Raw genomic sequence first — 12,023 nt, 5'->3', positions numbered from 1 at the left:
GCCTGACGATCTCTTCTCATCGGTAAATGTTAAGATGCCGACTGCTCCTGCACCATCGCCCAGAAGATGGAATTATTGCCTACACCAATTGGGTGATGGGGGAGACACGCAAAGGCTCTGGACTACCGAGCACGAAGGTAGGTGAGAATCGCCTCGACACGTCCGCCGACGGAGAGCTTCTGATAGATGTGATGGAGGTGCGTCTTCACGGTATCGACTGACACGCACAACTGGTCGGCGATTTCCTTGTTGCTCCGGCCGGCTGCCGCGCAAGCCAATATTTCCCGTTCACGGTCGGTCAGACCGGAAAACTGGATGGTGTGTTCCTCCTGGGGGTGTCTGACTGCACCGGGAACGGTTCGAACGAGATGGTCCGGTATGATCGGAGACAAGACCTGCTCTCCCCGAGCGGTCGCTCTGATGATGCGGAGAAAATCTGTCTGGTCAGTGTCCTTTAAGATATAGCCGAACGCTCCAGCCCGCATCGCGGTCACGATCCGAGTGTCTTCATCGTACCGAGCCAACAGCAGCACGCTTGTGTCGGGCAAGTGTTGGTGAATGAGTTTGGTCACCGATTCCACATCAAGGTCCGGCATATCGACGTCCAGAAGGACGATGTCGGGTTTGTGTTCTAGCGCCAGTCGATGGGCCTCGCGTCCATCCGTTGCTTCCACCACTGCAGCGATATCTCGTTCCTGTTCCAAGAGTATCCGCAGGCTTTGTCTGAACAGGCGTTGGGCTTCGACAATGAGCAGTCGGATGGATTTGGGTTGTATCCCACGATCGATTCGATGTGCTGCGTTTCTCATGCTCATGACTTCACCGGCACTCGACGGCTTGCCTCCTGATTCTGTCGGGCACCGGTGTACCGTTCACGCTTGAGTTAGGCTGCCATGCGAAACGCCCAGCGGCCCGCGTCCTGTCTCAGCTGAGCGAGCGTTTTCGCCTCTCTGCTCTGCGCCGCCATGGCAAGTCCTCCCCAAAAGCTGGCGGTCAACAACGCTATAGCTTGTGGCGGGACTGCTCGATGGGTTCCGTTGGCGAAGAGAAACAACAGGAGGCCTCCAAAGAGAGTTGCACACATCTCGACGCCTAAGATGATATCGATCGTGTTATAGCGGTACGACATACCTACCTCCCTACTACATCGGGCAATCGCATGTGTGGCGACAAGTCACACAGAAAGAAGTTCGTCGAGCTCACGAGCCCGATGACATCTTTCCAAGACAACTCAGTGAGATAATTGTTCAGAGATAAAAGAGAGGGGGAGGCACACTTGCCATGTACAGTCGGTTGGTGCGGTATTCCCAGGACGAGCATGACCACCCCCCCCCTGGAAGATGAGGCGGTATCGACAATCCAATCTACGCCTCACGGGTATGGCGATCAAGGGGGCTCTCGTGATGTCCAAGAATCAGGAAATAGTTGGCCAGAACATGCTGAGGCGCTAGCATAGGCCCATGTTCCGAACACTCCTGCTTGTCACAACAATAACGTCTACATGGGTGATGGCCGCACCCACGTTGGCGGCGACCGACGTTGTCGCGCGGGTTCTCATCGTTCACGAGGGAGATCGCCTGACAATCCACCATCAAGGCCGAAAGGACATGGTTTATCTTCGTGATGTGGATTGTCCCGAGCTGAAACAACCCTATGGGAAACAGGCGAAGCATGCGACGGCTGCCTACATCGCCAACCGCGAAGTGATCGTACGAGACTTGAAACGGGATCGACAGGGCCGGATGACCGCCGACATCCTCCTGCCGGATAGGCGACAGATCGCCCATGAGTTGATCAAAGAGGGGCTTGCCTGGGTGCAGCCGGGAGGGTCCGACGATCAAGCTCTGAAAGATATGGAAGAACTGGCTAGGGCCGGAAGGATGGGCCTGTGGGCTGAGCCTAATCCCGTTCCTCCGTGGAAATGGAAAGCTATGAAGCCTGCTCGTTACAAATAGTAGCGGACTCTGCCGCTCAATCATTGTAGTTAAGCAACCGAACAATATCGAAGGGTTCCCAAAATCATTTCATTGGGCGGAAGGATTGGCATGAGATTTCACATCCCCATCTTCTGTGGATAACCTTGTGAATAAGTCCCTTGATCAGAGAAAGACGGTGCGAATGGCGTGGCTATTCATCGACTCGCCTATTTTTTAGGCATCCGCCCCACACCGGTAGAGCCACAAGTAATAGTGGTACCGGTATACGTTCTTTCCTTTCTTGCATATTCCTAGGACGAGTACTTAGCATGACCAATTGGCCCCTGCTGGTGCCCTGGTCATTGCCACCATTCGGATCGCTATCCACAGGTTCAAAAGTTTCCTGTGGATAACCGATCCTGCACTAGGAGCGTGGTTTCATATTTGTCAAGAGATTCGAACATGAAAAAACGGCTCCATGGCATAGTGGAATAACGAAAAAGATCTCGAGACCAATTTCTCAACGTCAGAGCCAAATGGTCGGTTCGGCCCCTGCTGGTCGGTCTAGTCTGAATCGGTACGCTCGCATCACCCTCATTGACAGGGCCGCTCGGGAGCATTGCACTGCCGCGACTTTCCGATCCGTACGGATGAGTTCATCGTGGTGTGGATCAGATAGATGGCGACTCATCGTCGGTTCTTCATGCCGTGAGACTATTCCCTCCTTGTCTCAAGCCTCAATTGCGTCTCGACGAAATCTCAAGACGAGCGACATGCGATCGCCCCACTCCGGTATCAACGGATCAAGGAGGAAGCAAAAGAAGCACTTACTGTAAGCAGGCGGTTCTCTCCCTGCCCTGTCCGACCTCGTTAACGAGGATGAATCCTACCTGCGTTTCGAATTCACGAGCCTGGTGCTCCGATTCGTTGACGATGTGGAATTCCTATTCGATGATGAAATGAGAAGATTCATTTCCGCTCGGCATCTCGGCTCGGCTCCGGCCATTTCGGTGTGAATCGCCGGAGGATGGAAGAGATCAGGAAACTAGGGGATGGTCGGATATAGGGAAGTGGGACGCCAGTCTCACGTCTCTCTTTTTCTCCCCTGTATCGGATCAGATTCCATGGGGTATCGTTTCAGATACCCTCGTAGCGTGACTGGTACAGTCACGCTCGATCGGCTCGATCCCACATTTCCCTAATGCAATTAGTCATTTATCCTGATCGCATCGCCGAATGGTTACGGCGCAAGGCCTGGCATGATGTGTGTGTGATGGGTTGATAGGGGAGAGCTCTGGGTGGTTGATCGGCCATGGAGCCGGGGGATTCATTGCATATGGGAGGTGCCATGTCGAAAAATATCGTGATCTGTTCCGATGGAACCGGTAACACAGCCATCAAAGGACGAGGCACCAATGTGTTCAAGCTGTTTGAAGCCATCGACCTGAACGGCCACAAAACACAGCCTGAATTGACTCCCTGAGTTGCGCTCTATGACGACGGAGTCGGAACCGAAAATTTTAAGCCGCTCAAAATCTTTACCGGCGCGACGGGATATGGGCTCAGCCGCAACGTCAAGCAACTGTACAAAGAGTTGGTTCGCATTTACGACCCAGGCGATCGCATTTTCCTCTTTGGCTTCAGCCGCGGCGCATTTACCGTGCGGACCCTGGTCGGCCTCATCGCGGCCTGCAGCATCCTGGATGTCAAGAAACTCCAAACGGCGGACGATCTTGATGCCGCCGTCAACGACACCTATAGGGTCTATCGCAAATCTTATCGCACGGCGATGGCGAAATTGTTTCTCGGCAAGCCGGATAACTCCTTAATCGCTAAGTTCAAAAGCGAACACTGTCTCGCGTGCGAGGTCCCGATCGCTTTCATGGGCGTGTGGGACACGGTGGATGCCGTCGGTCTGCCGTTCCATCTGAGCGATTTCATCAACATGGTGTTCTACCGGTTCAAGTTTCGCGACCACAAATTGAGCAAGCTGGTGAAGCATGCCTGCCACGCGTTGGTGATTGATGATGAACGACATTCGTTTCGCCCTATTCTTTGGGATGAGAGAGAAGAAGATACAGGCCGAATCGAACAAGTATGGTTCGCCGGAGCCCATTCGAACGTCGGCGGCGGGTATCCGAAACAGGGCATGTCGCTCGTGGCGCTCGAATGGATGATGCGGAAGGCGGAACGCACCGGCGGCGAGGGTGAGGGGCTCCGCCTGCTTGCGGCCGACCGGGCACTCTATTATGAACACGCGAATGTGGATGACAAATTGTACGATCCTCGTTCAGGCTTAGGGATTTTCTATCGATGGAAAGTGCGGGACATCGCTGAGATTTGCCGGATGCATCATGCAACGCCCGCCGTTCATTTGAGTGTGCTCGAACGGATTGCGCATGGAACCGATGATTATGCTCCCAGCAATCTGCCGTCCAACGCCAATGTGGTCATCACCCCGACCGACAATGGCGGAAAACAGACGGCCGCCGAGGCCAGAGCGAAAGCAGTCGAAGCGGTGCTTCGTTCGGCCCACGACGGTGAGGAATCCCTGTTGGCGGGGGTTAGAAGCGAGATTGGAATAGGGCTAACCTCCTACTATCTCTATGTGTGTGCATTCCTTGTCTTCCTCGTCGCGGTCTCGACGCCGGACGGGATGCAATCATTGTCCACTCCCTGGCTGGTACTGAAGAACATGGGGTTGTTCGTGTACCACATCGTGACACTTCAGTTCGAGGAGGTCTGGCAAGTGTGAAAGCGCTCGCCATGTCGCCTGGAAAAGCGGGAGTCGTCGTAGGCGGATTTTTGCTGGCCTCTGTGCTCATGCTCTATGCCGACCGCCGCATGAGTACCGTCTTCTCCCAGTTTTGGCATAGCCACCACGCCAGGCTGCGCGAAGCCTTGAAGGAGGCCGCAGGATTGCACGCAACTTGGCGACTGGAAAAGATACGAAGGTGACCTGACAATACAGTGCCCGTCACAGAATTGTGGTCACTCTTGTTCTGTGCATACCAGTGAGCAATGATTTGAGGGAGCCAGAGGACGAATGAATTGGGGTCACATCTTGTTCTGTGTGTGCCAATAAGCGCAGGAAGACAGCGAACGCACATGGCAAGATCTGACCCTAAATTCATCTTCATGGTACCTGGTTCGGTCTTCACGATCTGGAGGCGCGCTCATGAATGTCGCCGCCTTTGAGGCCAGAGAGTTTAGTGCCGCTCAGAAATGGCACTCTGACCCAATTACTACCTGGATTCGGCCTCTCACGGCGCCAAAGGAGTTCGTCTTCAGCCTGCGCACGAGCCGTTTCGTGTCGGCATTCCCTTCCGGCTGCTATAACTCATTGAAACCTTAACCCTGTGCTATTTATGACGTAGCAATCTCACACTTGTCAGCCGATATTTTCTTGTTAATCTGAATTCGGTCCAATAAGACCTTCGCAATGAGTTCGTATATTGGTCCCTGGTATATATCAGTATGACTGCCTACCGGATCGAGAGAACCTGTGATAACAACAGAAAAACCACCGTCCAGGTCCTGGCCCAACAAACCGTGTCTAACATGAGAGGACGCATCAACATAAATTACTGGAGACTTACAAACGTGATTCTTGGAACTCTCCAATTGTGTGATGTCCTCGGTAACGTACGTAGCTGCGTCGGGGCGGGCGATGGATTCGTAGGCAGAACCCATATTAAAGATACCTTTATGCCGCTCTCCCCAGTGCAATTGTCTTTCAAATATTCCTTCATCGACGGCGCGGAATGGGATTTTTACCATGGGAATCTGGGACAACGTATCCGGTAGGTAATGAAGGCCACGGTCATATATTTGTCTAAACTGTGCCCCGATATATTGGAATGGGAAGGTCACTGCGGCAGTTGCAATTCTGAAAGGTAGCGCGAGGCATATATCCGAAACGCTCGTATACCATGCGGGAAACTTATCCTCATCCTCCTGAAGAATCATCCGCCAGTGCTTACTAGGGCGTGTCATCAATTAATTTTCTAGGTTCACAAAGCCATCGTGGTGTGATTCACTCCGTCCCAGGCCGAAGGAGGGGCCTGCGGATGGTGAGACGGTACGGGTTGCGGGATGACCAGTGGGAGAAGATTGAAACCCTGTTGCCTGGGCGTGAAGGCACGGTGGGGGTGACCGCGCAGGACAACCGGCTATTTGTGGAAGCGGTGTTGTTCCGGTATCGCGCGGGAATCCCGTGGCGGGATCTGCCGGAGCGGTTCGGAGATTTCCGAGTGATCCACACGCGCCATACGCGCTGGAGTCGACGCGGCGTCTGGCAACGGGTGTTTGCGCGTCTGGCCGAGGATCTCGACAATGAATACGCGATGATCGATTCCACCATCGTCCGTGCCCACCAGCACAGCGCTGGGGCAAAAGGGGGCACCAAGTGCAGGAAGCCATCGGACGCAGCAAGGGGGGCCTGACCACGAAAATCCACGCCACCTGTGACGCGCTGGGTAATCCGACCGGGTTTCATCTCACCCCAGGACAGGCGCATGATCTGGAGGGCGCCGATGTCTTGCTACCCGGCATTGAGGCGGATACCGTCATCGCCGATAAAGCCTTCGATGCCGATGAACGGGTGATTGAACCGCTGCGAAAAGCAGGGAAGACCATCGTCATCCCACCCAAATCCAACAGAACAACCCCACGTGAATACGATCAAGACCTCTCCCGAGCCCGCCATCTGATCGAGAACTTTTTCGCGAGACTCAAGCAATTCCGTGCCATCGCCACCCGCTATGATAAACGCGCCGCCAATTTCCTCGGTGCCATCTATCTCGCTGCTTCGATGACATGGCTTAATTGATGACACGCCCTAGGGAGTATGAAATTGGCTGGGATACTAGCAAGCGGGAATAGAAACGAATTCGCATAGTCATGACGGCTTTGAACCACCACAATAGGGTAATTTACCTCTGAACGATCTTTGAAAGTGCCTGGCAGTTCCCACCACGTCATGGCAGGTTCCACTAACACCATTCCCTTTATCTTCCCAGTCACAGATTTCTGTGAATGGCTTTCATCGCGACTGTTTTTCCTCGTTTCATCGAGTGCCAGTCCGGTAAGGACTCTAGCGCCGAAGCTATGTCCTACTAAGTACAAATCCGGCTGTGTTCCATCGGTGTAAACGTTGCTAAATATCATGTTCAGCGTGGTCTTTAGCGCTCCAGGGCCGAGCCCGTCGGCGAGCGTTGCCTTAGCGTAATAAGTGAGAGGAAGTAGAGCGTATTCCGGTAAGGTGGCGATGACATCCGTCAAGCCTGGTTGCGGGACAACATCATCAAGCAGCTTACGTAGCCCTGTTCCTTTAGAGTCCCACGAGACGCAAATGGTCGCCCATTTGCTAGGATCATCAAGGTCGCTCTGTGCTTCTTTATTTCTCAAATCCGACAAGGCCGGGAGTAAAACCTCCTTGATATAATACTCAGTTGCCTCGTCTCTATCATGTTGCCATCCGAAGGCGAGGATTAGAATTCTTTGCGGACGTTTCTGCTTTAACGAGTCAATGAGACGTGCCACTTCAAACGGATTTCGCGGGGTCCCATTAGCGGCGAATTCTACGAAGTGGACATTCTTTCGCAAGGAAATTAATTTTAGCGCCTGTTCCACAGCAACCGAAAACGGGGGGGAGGAACATGCAGCGATTGCTATTAGCAGCATGAGAAGTATGACGGAACGATACCAGTTGACATACAGAATTGCGTTGTCAGCACACTTTTTCCACATGCTCTTGGATGAAAGCACGGTAGGTCTCCCGATCAATTATGCGGTCACGAAGCGTTGTGGCTGGCCGGGTGTTGTTGTTCGACCTGACACGGAGTCCGATACCCGAACGACGGCCACAGTAGTACATGCCAACCTCCCCTTGGTTAGGTAATGAGGACCCTGCATGCCATTGCTCTACCGCAGTTCCACCAGGTTGGCACCCTTCATAGCTTCTTTATTGCAATCACATCCTTCAGCGCGGCATTCTCTAACGAGAGGTCTGCATAGAGCCGCATCAGCCGGCTGTGCTCGTGCTCCAGCTCCTTGAGCCGCTTCACATCAGAGGCCTCCAGTCCTCCGTACTTGGCCTTCCACTTGTAGTAAGTGGCCGAGCTGATCCCGTACTGCCTCCAGATCTCATTGACCGGGTGGCTGGTATCGGTCTCCTTCAGAATCGACACAATTTGGGATTCAGTGAAGTTTGACTGACCCATGGAAACCTCCTGGCTAGGGGGACGATTCTGCCAGAAAGTCCTCCTTTGGACTGTCTCCATCTAGGGGAAGCTTACACCACTCCACAAACCTTTGAGGTGTCCTCCCAATATATACTTGTATTATCATGTCGATACCACATTAGTCTTTGAGTCATACACGCATGTCTCTGCTTCATACATGCCGGGCAGCAAGGACAATATTCCAAGATATCGCTATATAACCTTCTTATAGGTAACTGCCGTAGCTTCCGCAGGTGATTCTATGGACGTCAACGCAGTTTCAGAATAGCTATGACTCCTAATGCTGTAGTGTTCCCCATTTCTCAGATCGCCCGTCTACCATTTCCTGTCCCATTCGAGCGTCTCATATTTCTTGTCAACATGGGCAAAAGGAGGAGCAAATATTTTCTCAGCCCAGGAACTCAAATATAGGGCGCTATCCACTGCTGTCCAAAATAGTCGGCTGTTTCGAGTTCTTCCCCCGTGAATGCGGCATATGAGACGGTCTCTGGTCACCCATCCAGTTCAGGTTGTCCGGTCTGCTGTCCAAGATCAGGTAGCGAATAGCCTCTGTTGGGGCGGCGCTGGTATGAGCAGCGGCCGTTCAAAGGGCGCATTGAGCCAGTCCCACAGATCCCGATAGGTCAACAGATTGAAGCGGAGCAACGCGGCCAGATTCGAGAGACTCCAGGGCCACGTGGACTTCAGCTGCAGAAATTTCAACAGCAGCATCGCGAGCAGGGCGATCCAGATTTGGACCTGTACGGCGTTCTCACTCGTGCCCACAAACGTCTTGATCCGGAGATGCTGTTTCAAGGCCTTGAAGAGGAGTTCGATCTGCCAGCGCTCCCGATAGATGGCGGCAATCGTGCTGGCCGCAAGCTGCATGAGAGTGGTCAGGAACCGTAGCGGCCGCTGCTGTCTCTCATCCCAGATCGTCACCTGTCGCAGGGGACCGAGCACCGGTCAGCCGCATGGGAACTGGTGAGACGGATCACCTCATCGACCAGCACCGGTCCGCGTGTCGGCACGGAGCGTTGCTCCAGCACTTCGTAGAGCATGTTGGTGCGTGGACGGGTGACAAATCCCACCTCGTCGACCGTCCAACGATGATAGCGGGCATAGTCGAGATACCCGCGATCGATCACCACGATGGTGCCTGGCGCAAAGGTGAGCTGTTGGGCGATCCGCACGTCGTTGGTGTCGCCGTCGGTCACGAGGGCCCAGCAGGGCAAACACCCCTGGTGATCCAGCTGCAGATGGAGCTTGATCGCCCCCTTCGTCCGCTGGAATCTGGCCCAATCGAACACCGTGGCACAGAGTTCAATGATCGTTGCGTCGAGGGTGCGCAAGGGGTGCTTGAACCGGAACCGGCGGCGCTTCAAGGCCGCGACGGCTTGGCAACGGGTGAGGACTTGATAGAAGAGCGTCTCGTACAGCTGCCAGGGCCGATGCGCATTGGCATAGGCCAGCGTGGACCGAGTCGGTGTCCGACGGATGCCAAGGTGGACGAGTTTGCCAAGGGCGGTGGCCAAGCCGCCACAGATTTCTCGAAGTGAGTGCGCACTACCCATCTGACAAAACAGCATCGCTATCAAGTGATCCCAGCAGCTGAACCCCTTGGCTGCTCGCTCAGCGGCGTGCTGTCGAACGGCCCGAGCGAAGTCCGCGCGATCGATCAGGGCGAGCATTTGCGCAAAGCAACTGGCGACGGTTACCATACTGCACCTCCGGCTTGTGGGTGCCACGGCGCGGGAACGCCGTGGATGGATGTGCGTTGAACAACCTATCCTACTCACAAGCCGGAGGCCTGTTGAGAACTTATTTTGGACAAGAGTGGGCGCTATCCCTTTTTAGTACGAGAGCTGTTTGGCTCTTTATTTGTAAGGCTTAATGGATCTACCATCATCATAATGAATGGAAAGCAGTCAGAGAGTGATGTGGCAGCGGTCAGAAGGTGAACAAGAAGGTAAGATCAACGAAACGGAGCAGATGAATTGAACCTTTCCCCCGAACACTAGACCATGGGCTTGGAAGTCCCACTGTGCTTTTGAGACCTCCCCAGAAACTAGACCGCAGAGACTGGGAAATTTGAAATGAGTTAAAGGGTCGGGGACCTTTTCTGCGGCGTATGGAACCGGACGTTTGGCTTATGGTTCGTCTTTGGGGGAATCCTCGCTCTGTTTTAGCCAGAGTTCCAGAAGTCTAGTCTCGCGTTCAGACTGGGAAATGCGCTCCAGAGCGAACGCGCCGGTCAAGCGATCTTCATAAAAAGCCCGTTGCTTCGCGTAGGTTTTTTTAAAGGCTTCCGTCTTAAGCGTCTTCCAATCAGCATCGGATATTCCAGCATGGGAACGCAATAGGTTGATCTCGATGGCTTGGAAAGCAAATACTTTAGCTAAAACCTTGATGACGGTTGCATTTGTTATAAATCTTGGAACTTTATCAGCCATGACTAATTGTTTCGGTTACTCCAAGGCCTAACATAGCTGTACCGTCCGCGTTCTCAGCATCTCAGAGTGGCACGGAACCTCGAAGTGGGAACGATCAGTTCCGCACGCCGCTCCACACTTTTGCGGGATCGATAGGCTTGTCAGGATTGAGCGTCTTCGCTTTTTCCAGCAGGATATCGGTTCCCTCCGGATAAGCCGGATCAGAAATACAACAATTATCGACCGGACAGACCGCCGCACATTGGGGTTCGTCAAAATGGCCGACACACTCGGTACACCGATCATGAGTAATCACGTAAATGTTGTCCCCCACTCCCTGGCCGTCGCCCACATGATTCCCCTTCGTCTCCGCATCGCTGCGAGTTTCGAAGATGGCCTCATTCGGACATTCCGGCAGGCAAGCGCCACAGTTGATACATTCATCGGTAATCAGCAGTGCCATGATTTTGGCCTCCTTATTTTCTAAGATTGAACAGGGCGCCGCACGTCCTCTTTATCCTATTTCCCGCAAGGCACCCTCGAGGATCTCATCGTGGAAGTGTGCTCCTGACCAGATCACCGAAAGCGCAATGAATAGGGCAGTCAAGCTGTTTGCTGCGCCTTTTCAATAGATCAACAGGAGACGCATGTTGCGCCTTTGTAAGCGCCCCTGTCAATCCGGCGGTTCGAAAGGAGAACTTCAGGGGAAGAGAAGTGGGGTCGCGCCTTGTAATATGATTCTGAGTTAGGCGGTGGGCCCCGTTGATTCGGATCAGGCTGTCAAGCGGGCACCGCTGAATCAGTTTGGTTCGAAGATTTGATCACTGTTGCCTGGACTCTGACATCATTCGGAGCCTCACCCTTCAGTACCTGCACGATCCCAGTTACTCTCACCCGATCCCCGTCCTTCGGCAATGCCTCAGCCGCGCTTGGATTACAACTTCCCAAGACCTCCACGGACATCGAGCCCGTCTCATCCTCCAGTACGAAGGAAGCTCGCCCATAGAGGAGACACAGTCTGCCACGGAATGGAGAGGAGCTCCCAAAGAATGGGGGAACTATTTGGAGCGCGCTGGTCACACCTCCTAGCGTCACCAGATGTTGCTGATACGAGGTGGCTTGTGGCGACAGTAACGTCTGGATCGAGACCTGTTCTGGTTCAGCGGCAGTAGCAGGGTTGAGGGGCAGGGACACAACGAGAAGGCTGCAAGTCATCCACCACGAAATTAATCTTATGACCTCTTGAGACGGTGCCATTCCATAACCTTAGCACCCCGCCATGCGTGCGTCTTTTTCCCGCAGAAACTCGACGGAATCGGATCAGAGACCGTTTCGAATAATTACTCATAAGACGGTAATTTGCAGAACACGATGTCACAGCTAACCTTATTCTATGCGGGTTTCATTCGTGTTGCTGTTGCCTTAGTTTCTGACTACTGAGTAAGGAAGCA

The 12,023-nt window shown here is 53.5% G+C and carries 11 protein-coding genes and 2 pseudogenes; 4 read left to right on the top strand and 9 right to left on the bottom strand.

Features of this window, described 5'->3' with window-relative positions; all coding sequences use genetic code 11:
• Positions 1-122: 122 nt before the first annotated feature.
• Positions 123-809: a response regulator transcription factor gene (locus P0120_21525; GenBank protein MDF0676889.1), complete on the bottom strand. Its 687-nt coding sequence runs from the start codon at positions 807-809 to the stop codon at positions 123-125.
• A 74-nt stretch (positions 810-883) separates the two neighbouring features.
• Positions 884-1,129 (bottom strand): hypothetical protein, encoded by a 246-nt coding sequence (locus P0120_21520; GenBank protein MDF0676888.1) that lies wholly within the window; start codon positions 1,127-1,129, stop codon positions 884-886.
• A gap of 331 nt (positions 1,130-1,460) precedes the next feature.
• On the opposite strand from P0120_21520, the gene P0120_21515 reads away from it, so the two are divergent.
• The 3 genes and pseudogenes from P0120_21515 to P0120_21505 all read left to right on the top strand — a co-directional run bounded on the left by P0120_21515 (position 1,461) and on the right by P0120_21505 (position 4,874).
• Positions 1,461-1,955 (top strand): thermonuclease family protein, encoded by a 495-nt coding sequence (locus P0120_21515; protein MDF0676887.1) that lies wholly within the window; start codon positions 1,461-1,463, stop codon positions 1,953-1,955.
• A 1,309-nt stretch (positions 1,956-3,264) separates the two neighbouring features.
• Positions 3,265-4,671 (top strand): annotated as a pseudogene (locus P0120_21510) (DUF2235 domain-containing protein).
• Positions 4,668-4,874: a hypothetical protein gene (locus P0120_21505; GenBank protein MDF0676886.1), complete on the top strand. Its 207-nt coding sequence runs from the start codon at positions 4,668-4,670 to the stop codon at positions 4,872-4,874. Before P0120_21510 ends, P0120_21505 begins: the two are co-directional and overlap by 4 nt.
• Before the next feature lie 408 nt (positions 4,875-5,282).
• On the opposite strand, the gene P0120_21500 is transcribed toward P0120_21505, so the two are convergent.
• Complete coding sequence (locus P0120_21500) at positions 5,283-5,885, bottom strand: hypothetical protein (GenBank protein ID MDF0676885.1); 603 nt, start codon at positions 5,883-5,885, stop codon at positions 5,283-5,285.
• 104 nt (positions 5,886-5,989) lie between these two features.
• Between P0120_21500 and P0120_21495 the strand changes: the two genes are divergently transcribed.
• Positions 5,990-6,747 (top strand): IS5 family transposase gene (locus P0120_21495; GenBank protein MDF0676884.1). Its coding sequence is split into 2 segments (ribosomal slippage): positions 5,990-6,328 and positions 6,331-6,747, totalling 756 coding nucleotides; the frame shifts between segments, so codons are not numbered across the junction.
• Here the strand turns inward: P0120_21495 and P0120_21490 are convergent.
• The 6 genes and pseudogenes from P0120_21490 to P0120_21465 form a co-directional block, all read right to left on the bottom strand.
• Complete coding sequence (locus P0120_21490) at positions 6,714-7,685, bottom strand: hypothetical protein (protein MDF0676883.1); 972 nt, start codon at positions 7,683-7,685, stop codon at positions 6,714-6,716. The genes P0120_21495 and P0120_21490 overlap by 34 nt on opposite strands.
• Before the next feature lie 206 nt (positions 7,686-7,891).
• Positions 7,892-8,140 (bottom strand): annotated as a pseudogene (locus tag P0120_21485) (transposase).
• 552 nt (positions 8,141-8,692) lie between these two features.
• The gene (locus tag P0120_21480) at positions 8,693-9,103 is read right to left on the bottom strand and encodes a transposase (GenBank protein MDF0676882.1); all 411 of its coding nucleotides are present in this window, start codon (positions 9,101-9,103) and stop codon (positions 8,693-8,695) included.
• A complete protein-coding gene (locus tag P0120_21475; protein ID MDF0676881.1) occupies positions 9,079-9,861 on the bottom strand; it encodes an IS4 family transposase in 783 nt (260 codons plus the stop codon). Before P0120_21475 ends, P0120_21480 begins: the two co-directional genes overlap by 25 nt.
• Before the next feature lie 429 nt (positions 9,862-10,290).
• Entirely contained in the window at positions 10,291-10,593 is a 303-nt protein-coding gene (locus P0120_21470; GenBank protein ID MDF0676880.1) for a hypothetical protein, read from the bottom strand.
• Between the two features lie 94 nt (positions 10,594-10,687).
• A complete protein-coding gene (locus P0120_21465; GenBank protein MDF0676879.1) occupies positions 10,688-11,035 on the bottom strand; it encodes a 4Fe-4S dicluster domain-containing protein in 348 nt (115 codons plus the stop codon).
• Positions 11,036-12,023 lie beyond the last annotated feature (988 nt).

Source organism: Nitrospira sp. (assembly GCA_029194675.1).
Lineage (GTDB): Bacteria > Nitrospirota > Nitrospiria > Nitrospirales > Nitrospiraceae > Nitrospira_D.
Note: the sequence above shows the minus strand (reverse complement) of the source record. Positions and strands in the feature narration are given on the sequence as shown.